At 65.8% G+C, this 16,766-nt stretch carries 17 protein-coding genes; 8 read left to right on the forward strand and 9 right to left on the reverse strand.

The genetic code is table 11. The annotated features are described in order from the left end of the window. Positions 1-132: 132 nt before the first annotated feature. The gene (locus tag M2375_RS12450; protein ID WP_404979318.1) at positions 133-1,755 is read left to right on the forward strand and encodes an ABC transporter substrate-binding protein; all 1,623 of its coding nucleotides are present in this window, start codon (positions 133-135) and stop codon (positions 1,753-1,755) included. A 54-nt stretch (positions 1,756-1,809) separates the two neighbouring features. Next, positions 1,810-2,676, forward strand: a complete 867-nt coding sequence (locus tag M2375_RS12455; protein WP_259167401.1) for a substrate-binding domain-containing protein — start codon at positions 1,810-1,812, stop codon at positions 2,674-2,676. A 14-nt stretch (positions 2,677-2,690) separates the two neighbouring features. On the opposite strand, the gene M2375_RS12460 is transcribed toward M2375_RS12455, so the two are convergent. Next, the gene (locus M2375_RS12460) at positions 2,691-3,317 is read right to left on the reverse strand and encodes a glutathione S-transferase family protein (protein WP_259167403.1); all 627 of its coding nucleotides are present in this window, start codon (positions 3,315-3,317) and stop codon (positions 2,691-2,693) included. Positions 3,318-3,475: 158 nt separating this feature from the next. Between M2375_RS12460 and radA the strand changes: the two genes are divergently transcribed. Further along, entirely contained in the window at positions 3,476-4,861 is a 1,386-nt protein-coding gene (radA, locus tag M2375_RS12465; protein ID WP_259167422.1) for a DNA repair protein RadA, read from the forward strand. A 5-nt stretch (positions 4,862-4,866) separates the two neighbouring features. Then, positions 4,867-5,541: a phytanoyl-CoA dioxygenase family protein gene (locus M2375_RS12470; protein WP_259167428.1), complete on the forward strand. Its 675-nt coding sequence runs from the start codon at positions 4,867-4,869 to the stop codon at positions 5,539-5,541. Positions 5,542-5,561: 20 nt separating this feature from the next. Here M2375_RS12470 and M2375_RS12475 read toward each other — a convergent pair whose 3' ends face one another. From M2375_RS12475 to M2375_RS12490, 4 genes are all read right to left on the reverse strand, one after another. Further along, on the reverse strand, positions 5,562-6,566 hold the full coding sequence (locus M2375_RS12475) for an aldo/keto reductase (RefSeq protein WP_259167431.1): 1,005 nt from the start codon (positions 6,564-6,566) through the stop codon (positions 5,562-5,564). Between the two features lie 91 nt (positions 6,567-6,657). After that, entirely contained in the window at positions 6,658-7,752 is a 1,095-nt protein-coding gene (locus tag M2375_RS12480) for an FHA domain-containing protein (RefSeq protein WP_259167445.1), read from the reverse strand. Further along, positions 7,749-9,176, reverse strand: coding sequence for a S1C family serine protease (locus tag M2375_RS12485; protein ID WP_259167447.1), 1,428 nt, complete (start codon positions 9,174-9,176; stop codon positions 7,749-7,751). The genes M2375_RS12480 and M2375_RS12485 overlap by 4 nt, the downstream gene beginning before the upstream one ends. Positions 9,177-9,345: 169 nt before the next feature. Next, the gene (locus M2375_RS12490) at positions 9,346-10,038 is read right to left on the reverse strand and encodes a MarC family protein (protein WP_259167449.1); all 693 of its coding nucleotides are present in this window, start codon (positions 10,036-10,038) and stop codon (positions 9,346-9,348) included. 174 nt (positions 10,039-10,212) lie between these two features. Here M2375_RS12490 and M2375_RS12495 point away from each other — a divergent pair, with 174 nt between their 5' ends. The 4 genes from M2375_RS12495 (at position 10,213) to M2375_RS12510 (ending at position 13,208) form a co-directional block, all read left to right on the forward strand. Next, positions 10,213-10,644 (forward strand): glycerate kinase, encoded by a 432-nt coding sequence (locus M2375_RS12495; RefSeq protein ID WP_259167450.1) that lies wholly within the window; start codon positions 10,213-10,215, stop codon positions 10,642-10,644. Positions 10,645-10,899: 255 nt separating this feature from the next. Next, positions 10,900-11,106: a zinc-finger domain-containing protein gene (locus M2375_RS12500; RefSeq protein ID WP_259167452.1), complete on the forward strand. Its 207-nt coding sequence runs from the start codon at positions 10,900-10,902 to the stop codon at positions 11,104-11,106. Then, positions 11,107-11,919, forward strand: a complete 813-nt coding sequence (locus M2375_RS12505) for a glycosyltransferase family 2 protein (protein ID WP_259167456.1) — start codon at positions 11,107-11,109, stop codon at positions 11,917-11,919. It abuts the gene before it with no gap. Beyond that, positions 11,916-13,208 carry an O-antigen ligase gene (locus M2375_RS12510; RefSeq protein WP_259167461.1) on the forward strand — a complete coding sequence of 431 codons (1,293 nt, stop codon included), beginning with the start codon at positions 11,916-11,918 and terminating at the stop codon, positions 13,206-13,208. The genes M2375_RS12505 and M2375_RS12510 overlap by 4 nt, the downstream gene beginning before the upstream one ends. A 29-nt stretch (positions 13,209-13,237) precedes the next feature. On the opposite strand, the gene M2375_RS12515 is transcribed toward M2375_RS12510, so the two are convergent. From M2375_RS12515 to M2375_RS12530, 4 genes are read right to left on the reverse strand one after another with little or no spacing between them, the layout of a single operon-like run. Beyond that, on the reverse strand, positions 13,238-13,795 hold the full coding sequence (locus M2375_RS12515) for a GNAT family N-acetyltransferase (RefSeq protein ID WP_259167463.1): 558 nt from the start codon (positions 13,793-13,795) through the stop codon (positions 13,238-13,240). Positions 13,796-13,814: 19 nt separating this feature from the next. Next, complete coding sequence (pdxY, locus tag M2375_RS12520) at positions 13,815-14,735, reverse strand: pyridoxal kinase PdxY (protein WP_259167474.1); 921 nt, start codon at positions 14,733-14,735, stop codon at positions 13,815-13,817. A gap of 47 nt (positions 14,736-14,782) precedes the next feature. Further along, entirely contained in the window at positions 14,783-15,835 is a 1,053-nt protein-coding gene (locus M2375_RS12525; protein WP_259167477.1) for a nitronate monooxygenase family protein, read from the reverse strand. Beyond that, positions 15,832-16,740, reverse strand: a complete 909-nt coding sequence (locus tag M2375_RS12530; RefSeq protein WP_310473174.1) for a LysR substrate-binding domain-containing protein — start codon at positions 16,738-16,740, stop codon at positions 15,832-15,834. The genes M2375_RS12525 and M2375_RS12530 overlap by 4 nt, the downstream gene beginning before the upstream one ends. Positions 16,741-16,766 lie beyond the last annotated feature (26 nt).

Below are 16,766 nucleotides of genomic sequence, written 5' to 3' on the forward strand. Positions count from 1 at the left end.
TTGCACCGCTGCCGCTAGCAGAAAGCAGCCAGCGCCAGGCCCATATCGATACAACGAATAAATCGTTGGCGGCGCCTGGCTGCACTGCCATAGTGCGGCGTTTTGTTTTTGCATTGAATGAAGGAATCTGTGATGCAACCCAGCACTTTCTTGCAGCGCCGCAGCAGCTGGACGCGCAGCGCTTGCACACTGGCTATTGCCGGCGCAGTGGCCAGCATGGCATTTTCTGCCCAGGCATCCAACTTCCGCTGGACCCGCTCGGCCGATCTGTCGTCCTGGGATATCCATGCGCAGAATGTCGGCGTCAACAACTCGGTACACCGCGCGGTGTATGAGGCCCTGGTCGAGTACAACAGCCAGACGCAAAAGCCTGAGCCCTCGCTGGCGACCAAGTGGGAGCGCATCAGCCCCAAGCAGCTGCGCATCAGCCTGCGCAACGGCGTGACTTTCAGCGATGGCTCGCCGCTGACGGCTGAGGACGTCAAGTTCTCGCTGGAGCGGGCCAAGGCCAAGAGCTCGGGCTTTGTGGTCTACACCCAAGGCATAGACCGTATTGAGGTGGTCAATGCCACCACCTTGGATATCTTCTCGGACGTGCCCAACCCGGTGCTGGTCAACCAGCTGACCGAGCTGCGTATCATGAGCAAGCCCTGGGCGGTGCAGCACCAGTCCGAGGTGCCCAAGGACATCAAGGCCAAGGACGAGAACTATGCCCACCGCCATGCGCTGGGCACCGGCCCCTATGTGCTCGACAGCTGGTCGCAGGATTCGCGCCTGGTGCTCAAGCGCAACCCGCAGTGGTGGGGCAAGACCCAGTACCCCAGCAACATCACGCAGGCGGTGTACACACCCATCAAGTCAGACGCCACACGCACGGCAGCGCTGCTGTCGGGCGAAGTGGATTTCGTCATCGACCCGAGTATGAATGACCTGCAGCGCATCAAGCAGGCACCCAACCTGCAGGTGCTCGAATCCGCCGCCGACCGCACCCTGTTCCTGGGGATGGACCAGTTCCGCGACGAGCTGCCCCAGTCCAGCATCAAGGGCAAGAACCCCTTCAAGGATGTGCGCGTGCGCCAGGCGCTGTACCAGTCGATTGACATGGCCACCATCCAGCGCGTGGTGATGCGCGGCCTGGCCCAGCCCACCGGCACCCTGATTGCCCACCATGTGAATGGCTGGACCCAGCAGGCCGACAAGCGCCTGGCCTTTGACGCCGAGGCCGCCAAAAAGCTGCTGGCCCAGGCCGGTTATCCGGAGGGGTTTGAGTTTGAGTTCTCTTGCCCGGCGGGCCGCTACCCCAGCGACGAGCAGCTGTGCCAGGCCATCAGTGCCCAGTGGGCCAAGGTAGGCATCAAGGCCAAGCTGCGCACCTACCCGTTTGCCACCTACTTCCCGATGATCCAGCGCTACGAGGCCAGCGTTTATCTGCTGGGCTGGTCGGTGCCGACGTTCGATGCCTACTACAGCCTGCAGGCGCTGCTGCGCTCACCCGGCGGCAGCGGTGATGGCAACTTCAACCTGGGCCGCTATTCCGACCCACAGCAAGATGCAATGATCGAGCGCGTCAAGACCGAGACCGACCTGAAGCTGCGCAACCAGCTGATCGAGAAGGTGCTGCTCAACGAGCACAAAACCATCTCCCACATTCCGCTGTTCAACCTGATCACGCCCTGGGCTACCAGCAAAAAGGTCAGCATCCCCACCCGCGCGGACAACTACATCGACTGGCGTCTGTTGAATGTGGTGAATTAAGGGGCGGGGTAGGGAGGATCGGCGCTGCTGTCTGATAATGCCCGGATGCGCCTGATGCCTCCCCGCCGCTCCTTCTTGCTCAGCTGTGCCGCTGCGGTGCTGGTGGGCTGTGCCTCCGAGCCGCCAGCGCCCGAGCCCGATGAGGCGCTGGCCCCTGCCAGCCTGCCGGTGCAGCTGCTGATGACCGAGGGTTTTGTGCCGGTGCACCGGGCGCTGGCCGGCCAGCTGATGATCCCCACCCAGATCCGCGCCGAGCCCGGCTACGGCGCGCCGCATGTGGTGGCGCAGGAGCTGACCCAGTACCTGCAGCAAGCGCGTTGTGTGGACCTGGTGCTGGCGCCGCGCCCCGTGTTGCAGCTGTTGCAGGCGCAAGGCCTGGTGCGCCAGGGTCGTCTCTACGATGTGGTGCGCTCACCGCTGATTGCCATCGTGCAGGCCGGCCGCCCTGTGCCGGTGCTCAAAGATACTGAAGACGCCAAGAAGATGCTGGAGGCCACCCGCAGCATCGCCTACCCCTCGGCCGATGGCGGTGACTTTATCGAGCAACAGCTTTTTCCTGAGCTGGATCTGAACGCCAAGGTGCTGCCCAAGAGCATCAAGGTGTTTGGTCCCCAGGTGGCGCAGCTGGTGGCGCGGGGCGATGCCGAGCTGGGCCTGCTGCTGCGCAGCGAGCTGCCCCGTGCTGCCGATGTTCGGGTGGTGGGGAAAATCCCGCACCCCCTGGCCTATGAGGCGGTCTACAGTGCCGGCATTGCCCGCCAGGCCTGCAGCACCGCAGGGGCCCAGCTGCTGGCCCGCTTTTACCAGCGCGAAGCGGCGATGCACGACTGGGACGGCTCGGGCTGGGAGCCGGTGGCGGGCGTGTCGCAGCCGCCACCGCCGCCTGTCGAGCACCTCGACCCGAACGAATACCAGCCCTGAGGTTGCAAGAGGCTTTAGGCCTGGGCCAGCGCCGCTTGCACCGCAGGCCGTGCTGCGACGCGGGCATAGTGCGCGGCCACGCGCGGAAACGCGTTGATATCGACGCTGTCGCTCTTGAGCCAGCCGGCCATGGTGAACAAATAGCCATCGGCCACCGTGTACTGCTCACCCATCACCCAGGTCTTGTCGCCCAGGTAGTGCTGCTCGATCAGCGCGAAGGCATCGCGCATGTTCTGCGGCACCTTGGCCTGCATGGCTTTTTGTGCCGCCTCGTCATCGGCCCAACGTGCCGCGCGTGGGCGGTGGGCGTGGCTGATGTGCACGGTCGAGGCCAGGTAGCTGTTGAACTCCTGCATGCGGGCGAGCTGGAACGGGTCGTCCAGCGGCGCCAGTTGCGCGGCCGGGTGGGTTTGCGCCACATACAGCAGCAAGGCGGCCGTCTCGGTCAGCACGCCTTGGGGGGTGGCCAGCGCCGGCACACGGCCCTTGGGGTTGATGGCCAGGTAGGCGGGTGCGCGCTGCGCACCTTCGGCCATGTTGAGGCGCTGGGCCTCAAAAGCGGCACCGGCCTCATGCAAGGCAATCAACACGGCCTGTGCGCAGGTTCCGGGGGCGTAGTAGAGGGTCAGGTCTTGGCGCATGGGGGCTCCTTGGGGGGACGTGCCGCGGGGGCATGGGGTGGGCTAAAGCGTGGGCGAGCGCAGGACGGCTGCCACATTGCTTGGGGATGCTAATCGATTTGCCGCCCGCTCCGTGCGCTCGCCGTTACCATGGGTGTCTGTACCGAAACATCTGTGCCATGGCCAAAGAGAAATCCATTTACGTCTGCAGCGAATGCGGCGGCACCAGCCCGCGCTGGCTGGGCAAGTGCCCCGCCTGCAATGCCTGGAACACGCTGGTGGAGACGGCCGCCGAGTCCGCCAGCGGTGGCAAGAACCGCCTGAGCCAGACCGGCCGCACCGGCTACGCCGGCCAGGCCCAGGCCGTCACCCCCCTGGCGGCCATCGAGGCCACCGAAGTAGCCCGCACCCCCAGCGGCATCCCCGAGCTGGACCGGGTGCTGGGCGGCGGCATCGTCGAAGGCGGTGTGGTGCTGATCGGCGGCGACCCGGGCATTGGTAAATCGACCTTGCTGCTGCAGGCGGTGGACGCGCTGCAGCGCGAAGGCCTGCCAGCGCTCTATGTGACCGGTGAGGAAAGCGGCGCCCAAGTGGCGCTGCGCTCGCGCCGGCTGGGACTGGACAACAGCCAGGTCAATGTGCTGAGTGAAATCCAGCTGGAGAAGATTTTGGCGACCTGCGAGAGCACGCAGCCCGCCGTGGTGGTGATCGATTCGATCCAGACCATGTACTCGGACCAGCTCAGCTCGGCCCCCGGCTCGGTGGCCCAGGTGCGCGAATGCGCGGCCCACCTGACGCGCATGGCCAAGAGCACCGGCATTGCGGTGGTGCTGGTAGGCCATGTGACCAAGGAAGGCGCGCTGGCTGGCCCGCGCGTGCTCGAACACATGGTCGATACCGTGCTGTACTTTGAAGGCGACACGCACAGCAGCTTCCGCCTGGTGCGGGCCATCAAGAACCGCTTTGGCGCCGTCAACGAGATCGGCGTGTTCGCGATGACGGAAAAAGGCCTCAAGGGTGTGAGCAACCCCAGCGCTATTTTTCTGAGCCAGCACAGCGAGCCGGTGCCCGGCAGCTGCGTGCTGGTGACCCTGGAAGGTTCGCGCCCGCTCTTGGTCGAGATCCAGGCCCTGGTCGACAGCGGCGGCCCCAGCCCGCGCCGCCTGTCGGTGGGCCTGGACCGCGACCGCCTGGCCATGCTGCTGGCCGTGCTTAACCGCCATGCCGGCGTGGCCTGCGCCGACCAGGATGTCTTCGTCAACGCCGTGGGCGGCGTGCGCATTGGCGAGCCTGCGGCCGACCTGGCCGTCATGCTGGCCATCACCAGCAGCCTGCGCGGCAAGGCCCTGCCCAAGGGCTTTATCACCTTTGGTGAGGTGGGCCTGGCTGGTGAGGTGCGCCCCGCCCCGCGCGGGCAGGAGCGCTTGAAAGAAGCCGCCAAACTGGGCTTTACCGTCGCCGTGGTGCCCAAGGCCAATGCGCCCAAAAAGCCGATCGAAGGCATCACCATCCACCCGGTGGACCGGGTGGATGAGGCGATATCGCTGGTGCGAGGGCTGGACTGAGGGGTATGGGAGCGGAAGCTTTTGCGCGTGATGGCTTTGCGCTGGTCCCGGATGTGCTGGATGCTGCTGAATGCGCCGCTGCACGGGAGGAAGTGCTAAGCCAGGCGGGAGAGGGGCCGGGGTCGCGCCATTTGCTGTCCTTGCCCTGGTGCCAGCGGCTGGCTGCCCGCTTGCGCAGCGCCCACGGTTTGGACACATGGATCCCTGAAACCCACAGGGCCGTGCAGTGCAGCTATTTTGAAAAATCCCGAGACACCAACTGGCTGGTTGCCTTGCACCAGGACCTGGCGATTGCCGTGCAAGCCAAGGTCGAGCACCCCGCGCTGACGGGCTGGTCGACCAAGGAAACGACGCACTTTGTGCAAGCACCGCAGCAGGTGCTGGAGCAGCTGGTGGCTGTGCGTGTGCATCTGGATGACTGCGGACTCGATGACGGCCCTTTGCGGGTGGTGCCAGGCTCGCACGCCCTGGGGATCATCGATGCGGCGCGTGCAATGCAGCTGCGCGATGACCGGGGAGAAAGGGCATGCCCGGCCGCGCAAGGCGCTGCCTTGGTGATGCGGCCCTTGCTGCTGCATGCCTCCTCCAAAGCGACCGGCAGCAGTCGCCGCCGTGTGCTGCATTTTCTGTTTGGCCCGGTGCAGCTGCCCTATGGGCTGGCTTGGGCTTTTGCCGCGTGAGTGCGGTGCAATAAAGGCCTTTAAGCCAGCCGCCCCTGCGGCCACAAATGTGCCGGGTCGTTGTACCCGGGGGTTGAGGGGTGGCCGGGGCTGACCAGGCTGTTGACCAGGCGCTCGTCTTCCTGGCTGATCTGGTAGTCCAGCGCGGGCAGGTAGTCTTGCCACTGCTGGAGGGTGCGTGGGCCGGCGATGACCGCGCTGATGGCGTTGTGGGCCAGCACCCAGGCGGTAGCGAACTGCGCGGCGCTGATGCCTTGGCGCTCGGCGTGCTGCTGCACCTGCTGGGCGATCACCAGAGATTCGGGGCGGAACTCGGTTTGCAGGATGCGCGCATCCTGGCGGCCGGCGCGGCTGTCCTTGGGGGGCTCCATGCCGGGCTGGTACTTGCCACTGAGCACGCCCCGGGCAATGGGGCTGAAGGGCACGACGCCGATGCCGAACTGCGCGCAGGCGGGCAGGATGTCGGTCTCGGGCATGCGGTTGAGCAGGTTGTAGTACGGCTGGCATACCACCGGCGGCGGCAGGCCGATCTCGCGGGCGGTGTAGACGGCTTCCACAATGCGCCAGCCACGGAAGTTGGACAGGCCCCAGTACAGAATCTTGCCGCTGTCGATCAGCTGCTTGAGCGCGTACAGCGGCTCTTGCAGCTGCAGGCCCACGCGGTCGCGGTGCAGGTAGAGGATGTCGATGCGGTCGGTTTGCAGGCGCTGCAGACTGGCCTCGACCGAGCGCAGCATCCAGGCGCGGGAGTAGGCGCCTTGGTTGGGCCCGCTGCCCATGGCATTGCCCAGCTTGGTGGCCAGCACCCAGTCATCGCGCTGGCCCTGGAGCACCTGGCCGACCATGCGCTCGGACGCGCCCTTGCTGTAGATGTCGGCGGTGTCGATGAAGTTGACGCCCTGGTCGCGTGCGCTGGCGACGATGGCCGCCGCCTCCTGGGCATCGGTCTGGTCGGCAAACATCATCGTGCCCAGGCACAGGGCGGAGACTTGGAGAGGGCTGGCGCCCAGCTGGCGGTACTGCATCTTGGTCCTTCAGGAATCAGGTTCCAAGATGCTAGCTGGCCGCACGCAGTTTGTCTGTCACAGGCTGCGGCTCACCGGGCCGCATCCCTGCTCAATCGAGGCCGCTGTCGTCGCCTTCCTCGTCGTCGTCCTTTTCGAGCTGGCTGCGGTTGTGCAGCTGGTCGCGCATGCTGTCAGTGCCCTGAATGAACTGGTCCACCGAGGTGGTGGGGGCCCAGCGCCATTCAGGCGGCAGCACGGTGGACATGTAGAGGTTGTCGCCCAGGCGCTTTTGCGTTTGCCACTGCAGGCCCAGCTTGGCGCCTGCGCCCAGCACCAGCAAGCTGGCCATCGCCAGCGCCAAGTTGCGCGCCGACACCAGGGTGGCCGCGCGCAGATGGAACCAGCCGACCACGGCCAGCAAGCTGAGGGACACCAGGCTGGCAAAGCGGGTGAGCAGGGGCCAGGACAGCGCAAAGCCCAGCACCGAGAGCAGCACATCGAGCAGCGCCATGACCACCAGGCCCACCGAGGCAATGCAGACATGGCGCCAGAACCCGGTCACCCCGGTGAACAGCTTGCCCATGAAGGACCAGCCCAGGGTCCAGACCAGCAGGCCCCCCAGCATCCACAGCAGGATGGCGGGCAGCTGGCGGGCAAGGTCGCCGGTTTCGGTGGCACCGAGCCAGGTCGTCCAGGCCGACAGCAGCACCAGCAGCACCAGGGCCATGCCGGTCAACAGGCCTTGGGCGCGTGAGAAGGGGCGCCAGTGCTGGGTGGCGGGCAGCGGCTGGGCGGTGCTGCGCAGGTTCAGCTGCACACCCCGGCCCAGGGTCAGCCGCTGGCCGGGCTGCCAGGCAAAGCGCTCGCCGGCCCCGTAGTGGCGCCGGTCATGCCAGACGCCATTGGTGCTGTCGAGCACCTCGACCTCATATTGGCCCGCACTCGGGTGGCCCGCATGCTGGCGGTGCAGGCGCACATGGCTGGGGCCGATGCTGGGATCGGTCAGTACCAGGTCATTGTTGGCCGCGCGGCCGATGGTGCAGGGCCAGGCAAACACTGGCAAGGCCAGGGCCAGGCGGTGGCCGCGCTCGACCAGCTCCAGCACGGCGCCTTCGGGCTCGCTGTCAGCGGCTGCTGGCTGGACACCCGCGTCTTCGTGCTCGGGAGCGATCTCGGTCAATTCGGGGTAGTCGTGCTGGCTCATTGGGCGGCCTCGCTGGAGAAGCCTTGCAGGTACTGGCGGGCCAGGCGCTGGGCATTGTCAAAACTGACGGCACTGACATTGAGCCGGCCGAGGACACCCTGGCGTGGCTGGTCCACCGAGACGGCCAGCACGGTCAGGTCATAAAGGCCGCTGAACTTGCGGTAGGCGGCCATGCAGACGACGGCACGCAGCGGCAGTTGGGCGTCACCGGAGACGAAATCCTCGCGGCACTCATAGCCGGTACGCACGCGGTTGCCGCGCTTGCGCAGCGGCTCGTTGGCAAAGCTCGACCCGTAGGTGTGGGCGAACTGCCAGGGGCTCAGGCGCGGGGCGTCATAGGCTTCGTAACGCATGCCCAGGCCGCCGACATCACCGTCGCCGGTGAAGACTTCGCTGTCGATGCGGCATTGGCTGCGCTCAAAATCAAACAGCGATTCGCTGCGCCGCTCGCGGCCATCGCCCCAGCAGCGGGCCAGGGTTTCGGATGGAACGGGTACGCGGTAAGGGCCGTAACGCTCGGTGCGGCTGCTGCCGCTCAGCACCCGGTCGACCAGGTCTTTTTGGTGGGCCATCAGCTGGCGCGTGACTTCGCCATGCATGGCGCCCTTGACCGGGGTGGCCTCGCGGCCCTGGGCGAGCAATTGCTCGACAAACTCCACCGGCACCAGAAAGCTCAGCTGCTCGGCGCCCAGCTGCTTGGCCACATTGACGCCGACCACCCGGCCCTGGGTGTCAATGGCCGGACCGCCGCTCATGCCCGGGTTCAAGGTGCCACCAAAGAAGATGCGCGGGTAGAAGCTGCGCTGTACCAGGCCGTTGTAGGTGCCCTCGGTGATGGCAAAGCCCACATCAAGCGGGTTGCCCAGCGAGAAGATGCGTTCGCCTCCGCTCAGCGGCCGGCTGCTGGGGCGCAGCGGCAGTGCGCTGTAGTGGGGCGCCGCTGCGGCCTCTGCGCCTGCGCTGCCTTCCTTGGCTGGGGCCACGCGCAGCAGTGCCAGGTCATGCAGCACATCAATGGCGAGCAACTGCACCGGCGCTTCCTGGCCGCTGACCGAGACCAGCACCGCCCGGTGGCGTTCGGGCTCCAGTGCCAGCTGGCTGACCACGTGGTAGTTGGTGATCAGCAGGCCATCTTCCGAGACAAAAAAGCCCGAACCGGTGCTGCTTTGCGTATTGGTCTGGCGCCGCAGCGTGCGGATCTGCACCAGCTTGTCGCGCGCAGCCATATAGGCCTGCTGGGCATCGGGGGAGGGCGGGGGCGCGTCGGCCGCAGGGGCTGCAAGCGCTGTAGCCGTTTGCGCGGGCGCGAGCGGGCTGGTGGCCTGTGCCGCAGGTGTCTGGGCACTGGCAGGCGCTGCCAGCAAGGCGGCCAGGGCAAGCGCCCAGCCGTTGCGCCGCGAGAGAGAAAGAATGCAATGGATCATGGTGTTGGGATTCGCGCCCGGCCGGTGAGCAGCTTTGCTCAGATGCACGGCGGGACGATGGGCACAAGGGCGGGCGGCCAGGGCTGGGTACCGGACCAGGGCAAATGCTATCAAAATTAAAGTGGTGCTGGGTGAACGGATGGGGTTGGGGTGGTGCAGTGGATGGGGCTCAACCCGCACTGCGTTGGATGACATCGTCAATGAGGTTGCGCAGACCGCCCCAGGCAATCTGTATGCCCACGCAGAGCAAAATAAAGGCGGAGAAGTTCAGAAAGATCATGACGCCACTCTTGCCCAGGGGCTTGAGCAGCCGATCCGCATAGCGGTAGCAGACGAGCACGGTGGCGCCCGCAGCCAGGCAGCCCAGAATGGCGCCGAGCAGGTTGGCGGTGACCACCGCAGACGAATCGCTGTCCAGCAAAGCCACGCTGACCGTGATGGTGCCGGCCAGGGTGCCAGGGCCAAAGGACAGCGGGAAGGTCAGCGGATAGAAGGTGATCACACGTGCGGACTCGGGCGTCAAGGTGGCTGGCGGGGGCCTTTCGGTCAAGTCCTCATTGGGCTTGGCGTTGATCATGTTCCAGCCAATCACGGCCAGCAGCAAGCCACCGCCCAGCCGAACAATATCGATGGACAGTGAAAACAGGCTGAGAATGATGGAGCCAAACAGCATGAAAAAAACCATCAGCAAGCTGACCTGGATGGCGATGCGGGTGGCCATGCTGCGCCGCAGATCCTTGGGCGCGCCCTCGGTAAGGGCCAGAAAGAACACCGAGATACCCACAGGACTCAGTGCGGGAAGGACCGTAGCAATCAAGAGCCAGAAGCTCTGATGGAACGCATTTAGATAAATGTCATTCATTGGTAAGTCCATTCCGATAGCCAAAGTGTGGCCCGATGATGCCACTCTAAAGTCTTAGGCACTAGGGGGCAATACAACGATATGGTTACAGCGTATGTGCGTGTTGCAGGCAGGGAGTTTGGCCAATTGGCCCCTGGCAGCAGGCAGGCCTCGCAGGCAGTGGACAATAGCGCCATGAACTGGAGAAACATACTGATCCCCGTTGGCCTGCTGGTGCTACTGGGGGCTGCTTACCAAAATTACAAATGGATGGGCGTGCTGGCGGTCAGCGGCGGCATTGTGCTGTGGCTGATGCTGCACTTCACCCGTCTGATGACCATCATGAAGCGAGCCGCCCAGCGGCCCTTGGGCTATGTGGGCAGCGCCGTGATGCTCAATGCCAAGCTCAAACCGAACGTGCCCTTGGTGCATGTGGTGGCCATGACGCGCTCCTTGGGTCTGCGCCAATCCAATGCCCTGGAGCAGCCCGAGGTGTTTGTATGGCGCGACAACACCGACTCGACCGTGACCTGTGAGTTTGTGCACGGCCGCTTGAAAACCTGGGCCTTGCAGCGCCCGACCGCAGTGGACGCGACTGCGGATACGCCCGCCCATCCTCAGCCCTGAGCCCTTGTCAGCTTCTTGTCAGTTGTAACAAGGGCGACCTGCGACCTGCCTGCGGAACCCTTTTCGGCGGGTTTGGCGGGCAATTCTGAGCCGGGCGGTCTGCATCTTCTGCCAAGTCGGCCCCCGCCCACGTAAAATCACTGCCCAGCACGGGAGCCCCTTGGGGCTGGTACCCACCCCCCGCCCTTGCCCACAGAATCATCGATAGCCGGTCCGCGACAGGGGTGCGGGGCCGGTACAGGAAAGTTGAAAACCATGACGCAGGCAGTTATTGAGTTGCTGGCCAAAGACCTGAACGCCCAAGGTGGCGTGTTTTGCCCCAATCCCAAGGCAGACATGAAATTGTGGAGTGGCCACCCCCGCGTGTTTCTGGATGTGGGCCACAGCGGTGAAGCCAAGTGTCCGTATTGCGGCACCGTGTACCGACTCAAAGCGGGCGAAACCTTCCACGGCGGCCATTGAGTGGCTGAGTCCCCATTGGGCGGTGCTCCAGCTTCGCGCAAGCTGACGCTGACCATTGGCATCCTGACGCTGAACGAAGAAGACAATATCGAGGCCTGCTTGCGCAGTGCCTCGTTTGCCGACCAGGTGGTGGTGGTGGACAGCGGCAGCGTAGACCGCACCACGGCCATTGCCTGTGGTCTGGGTGCCCAGGTGTTTCGCTACGAAGATTGGCAGGGCTTTGCCTTGCAGCGGAACCGCCTGCTCAGCCACGCCAAGGGCGACTATGTGTTCTTCCTGGATGCCGACGAGACCATCTCGGACGCTTTTCGCGAGGAGCTGCAGGCCATTGTGCAGTCGGGCGAAGAGGCCATCTGGATGGTGCGCTGGCGCATGGTTGCCTTTGGCAAGGAGCTGAAGTACCTGCGCTCCACTGCCAAGGTCGAGCGCCTGTTCTGGCGCGGTTTGCTGCGTGAGTACACCGGCGTGGTGCACGAGGAGGCGCAGCTGAGCCGCACCAACGTGACGCGCCACCTGATGCGCACCCCCTTGCTGCACCATTCGCGCAGCAGCGTGCACACCAGCCTGGAAAAGCTCACCCAGTACGCCATGTTGGGGGCGGCCAAGCGGGCCGAAGAGGGCGTGCGTGGCGGCATTCTGCGCGGCATGGCCTCATCGACCGCCATGTTTGTGCGTCTTTACTTCTTCCATTTCGGCTTTCTGTGCGGAGGTGCGGGCTTTTTGTACTGCGTATTCGTCGCGCTGGAGAGCTTCTTCCGCTATGTGGCCCTGGCCTATGACCGCCCCTACCTGAGCGGAGACGTGCGCCGATGAACCCTGCTGCGGCACGGCCCGCTGCGCTCTCGCCTGCGATGCGGGCCAGCCAGCTGGCGGCCTTTCTGGTGCCGGGCGTGGCGCTCAGCCTGCCCTCGGGCTACTCGGTGGGTGCGGCTGTGCTGGCGCTGTCCAGCCTGATTTTTGTGCGCCAGTGGTGGGGCCGCAGCTGGGACCGGCGCGCGCTGGTGTTGGCCTGCATGCTCGCCACCATGGCCGTCATGTGGACCATGAGCTTTGATGACTGGCACCTGCGCTCGCGCAGCGACCAGTTCGTCAAATACGCACTGGCCATCACGGGCCTGGGTTTTTTGCAGGCCTTTGCGCCCCGGGTCAGGCCTCTGGGCTGGGGCATGCTGGCGGGCGCGCTGGGCGCGGGCCTGGTCGCCGTCTACCAGATGGGCTGGACTGATGCCCACCGTGCCAATGGGTTTACCAATGCCATCCAGTTCAGCGGCATTGCACTGGTGCTGGCACTGGCCTGCTGCTTTGGGGTGCTGCTGCTGTGGCGTTCTTTGGTGGCCTGGCAGCGTGCCCTGGGCCTGGTGTGCAGCCTCTTTGGGCTGCTGGCGGTGATTTTGTCGGACACGCGGGGCAGCTGGATTGTGCTGCCTTTTGTGCTGTTGGTTGGCGCGCTGCTGCTGTGGCGCTGTGGCCTGCGCAAGCCCGTGGGCCTGGGTCTGCTGGCGGCAGTGCTGGGCATTGGCGGGCTGGTGTCATTCAAAGGTGGGGAGATGGCCCAGCGCTACCACACGGCCGTGCAGGAAGTGCAGAGCTACCAGGTTCAAGACAGCAATGCGGCTGAGACATCGGTAGGGCAGCGCCTGGCCCACTGGCACCTGGCCTGGCACATGGGGCTGGACAAGCCGCTGACGGGCTGGGGCCTCCAAGGCTATATCGCAGAGAAGGCCCGCCGGGTGGCGGCGGGCGAGGCCAGCGCCTCGGTGCTGCCCTATGACCATGCCCACAACGAATTGCTCGACATGTTTGCCAAGCGTGGCTTGGTGGGCGTGGCCCTGCTGCTGGCCTTTTATACCGTGCCGCTGCTGGTCTTCTGGCCCACCCGCAAGCGCATGGCGCAATGCGCTGGTGCGCCGATGGACCGCCAGATCCTCTACCTGCGCATGCTGGGCATCACCGTGCCGCTGTGCTACATGGGTTTTGGCCTGACCCAGGTGTTTTTTGCCCACAACAGCGGCCACATGTTTTACGTCTACATGCTGGTGCTGCTGCTGGGCGCGCTGATTGGACGTGAGCGCGCACTGTTGGCGCTGCATCCCAAGCACTGAGCAGGCGGTTCAAGCGCAGCGGCTGTGTTTCAGCCTGCGCGGCTGTGCCACTCGCGGGCCAGCAGCGCGTAGATGTACTCATCGCCCCACTGGCCGTTGAACTGGTCGTTCTCGATCAGATGGGCCTCGCGGCGCATGCCCAGGCGCTCGACAACGCCAACCGAGCCTTGGTTGGCGGCATCCAGGCGCGCAAAGATGCGGTGAAAGCCCAAGGGCCCAAATCCCTGCGCCAAGGTCAGCGCCACCGCCTCGGTGGCATAGCCCTGGCCGCCATGGGCGGGGTCAAAGATATAGCCCAGCTCGGCCTGGCGCGCAGCGGCGCTGGCTAATTTGAGCAAGGTCTCCCCCAGCAGGCAGCCATCGCTGCTGCGCACCACGGCATAGCGCCGCGTGTCGCCGTCCTGCGCCAGGCGCTGGGGCAGCGCGTCGCGCACGAACTGGGCCTGCAGCACGGCGGGCTCCTGCGGGGCTTCGGTATAGAGGTAGCGGTATACGGCAGGCTGGCGGTGGTAGCGGGCGTAGGTCTCGAAATCGCCGGGTACAAAGGCGCGCAGCTGTAGGCGGGGGACGGAGCTTGTATGCGACATGCCGTTGCGGATTCTCTGGTCAGGCCACTTGCTGCGCTGTAAAGCGCGCAGCCGGCTCAATCAGCTGGGCCTGCGCGGCCACCAGCGGCAGATCGCGTGAGCCCGCCACCGTGCCCTTGACCAGCGAGTACAGCGTGGCAGTGGCCAGTGCCAGCGCCTCGGGCAAGGGGCGGCCATCCATCAAGCGGCCCAGCAAGGTGGCGGCAAACACATCGCCCATGCCGTTGGGCAAGGGGTGCAGGTCGATGCGCGGCGTGGTCACCAGCCAGGCGCCTTGGCCGTTGACGGCCAGGGTGCCCAGTTGGTCGGCGGCGATATCGGGGGTGGCCAGGCTGGTGATGACGATGGTGTCCGGCCCCCGGCCGCGCAGCTGGCGCGCCACGGCCACGGCCTCATCGATGCTGGCCAGCTTGGCGCCGGTGAGCAGCTCAAACTCAAACTGGTTGGGCGTGATGATGTTGGCAAACGGGATGGCCTGGTCACGCAGAAAATCGGGGATGGCCGGGTTGACGAAGAGCCCCCGGCCGACATCGCCCATCACCGGGTCGCAAAGGTAGCGCAGCTGCGGATTGGCATGGCGGATGTCGTTGACGGCATCGAGGATGGCCGCGCCGGTATCGGCATTGCCCAGGTAGCCTGAGAGCACGGCGCCCACTTTTTGCAGCGCGCCGCGCTCGCGCAGGCCGGCAAGGATCTCGCGGATGTGTTCGGCGCTCAGGATCTGGCCCCGGAACTGCCCATAGCCCGTGTGGTTGCTGAACAGCACCGTATGCACCTGCAGCACCTCAAAGCCCAGGCGTTGCAGCGCAAACACCGCCGCCGAGTTGCCCACATAGCCCCAGGCCACATGCGATTGGATGGACAGGATAACGGGGCGAGTGCTGGGGGTGGCGGCAGAGCCAGCGTTGGAAGGGAGAGCAGAGGGTGCGGCAGTGTTCACGGTAGGCAGTCTTTGCAGGCCCGGACCAGGCTGCCGGGCAATGGCCGCTATTGTGCGCCAGCGGCCAGCCACTCCTCTTTGAGCTTTTGCAATAGTTGCGCAGCGGGCAGGGCTCTGGCCTGGGCCACGCCCTGGCCCGCCCAGAGCGACAGGTACTGCGCATCGCCCGCCGCGCCGGCGAGCTTGCGCAGCGCGCCTGTCAGCGCGTTTTGCACCGGGTAGGGCGGTATCGCCGCTTCATCGGCTTCGAGCGCATCGATCATCGCATTGCGGATGCCGCGCGCGGGCCGGCCCGAGATGGTGCGGGTGGTGACCGTGTCGGTGGCCTGTGCCCCGGCCAGCGCTGCGCGGTAGGCGGTGTTGATGGCCGATTCGGGGCAGACCAAAAAGGCGGTGCCCATTTGCACCGCTTGTGCGCCCAGCGCCAATGCAGCGGCAATGCCGGCGCCATCCATGATGCTGCCGGCCGCGATCACCGGCACTTGCAGCTGTAGCACGCAGTCGCGCACCAGGGGCAAGGTGGAGACCATGGACGAGGCATAGTCGGCCAAAAAGGTGCCTCGGTGGCCGCCGGCCTCACTGCCGCTGGCGATCACCGCATCGGCCCCCACGGTCTGCCAGGCCAGCGCCTCGGCCACGGTGGTCGCCGTGCCCCAGACCTGGCAGCCGGCGCCATGCAGGCGCTGCACCTGCGCGGCGCTGAGAATGCCGAAGGTAAAGCTGGCCACCGCCGGGCGGCAGGCGACCAGCGCATCGAGCTGCTGGCCAAAGTCTTCGCACCACTGCGCGGGCAGGGCCGGCTCGGCACCAAAGCGCGCATACAGCGGGGCCAGGCGTTGCAAGGCCTGCTGCACGGTGGCGGCCTCGGGCGTGGGCGTGGCCTGCACAAACAGGTTCATGGCAAAGGGCCGGTCGGTCTGCGCGCGCACCGCCGCTGCCGCCTCGGCCATGGCCTGGGGCGATCGCATGCCGCAGCCCAGCGAGCCCAGGCCGCCAGCGGCGCTGACGGCAGCGGCCAGCGCCGGGCTGTCCGCGCCCGTCATGGGGCCTTGCACCACGGGCAGCTGCAGGCCCAGTTGTTGCATCCAAACGCTTGTCATGCGGTCTCCATCGGTGGTGAAAAAGGGGTAGGGGCCGCTGCCTGCAGCACGGCCAGCAGCTGCTGCACGGCCGGTGTGGCATAGCCCTGTCGGGTCACAAACATGGTGGTGCAGGTGGCCAGTGGCTGGCTGTGTACGGGCAAGGGCCTGCGCTGCAGATCCAGCACGGTCTGCGGCACCACGGCCACGGCGCTGCCTGCCGCCACCGCCGCCACAATCGCGTGGTACGACGACAGCTGCAACACCCGCGTGGGGGCCGTGCCATGGGCCTGCGCCAGCCATTGCTCACCAATGCGGCGGTAGGTGCAGCCCTCGCTGAAACCGGCCAGGGTGCGCGGCAGCTCAGTGGGCGGGCCGCCTGGAAGGTTGTCTGACGGGGTTTGGACGGGGCGCAGCAGCTGCAGCGATTCTTCGTACAGCGGCACCAGATCCAGTGGCAGTGGGGCATCCACATCGGGCGGCGGCCAGGCCACCAGCGCGGCATCGAGCTGGTGGTCCAGCACCTGCTCCATCAGCTGCAGGGATGCGGCGGTCGACAGCTCCAGCTGCACCTGCGGGTGCGCGCGGTGGAAGGCGGCCAGCGGCATCGGCAGGCGTGCGGCGGCCGTGCTCTCCATCGAGCCCAGGCGCAGCCGCCCGCTGGGCTGCTGGCCGCGCAGGCTTTGCGTGGCCTCTTCGGCCAGGGTCAGCAGTTGGTCGGCATAGCGCTGCAGGCGCTGTCCCTCGGGTGTCAGCACCATGCGCCGTGCTTCGCGTACAAAAAGCGCCACGCCCAGCGACTCTTCCAACTGCTGGATGCGGGTGGTGATATTCGACTGGGCACGGCCCAGCTGCTGCGCTGCACGGGTGATGCTGCCGCTGGCAATGACCTGCTGAAAGATGGCGAGGGTGGCGAGATCCAACACGTTTGTATCTATCTTTTTTGAAGATG

Source organism: Comamonas sp. BIGb0152 (assembly GCF_024809975.1).
In the GTDB taxonomy this organism is placed as follows: Bacteria; Pseudomonadota; Gammaproteobacteria; order Burkholderiales; family Burkholderiaceae_C; genus Comamonas.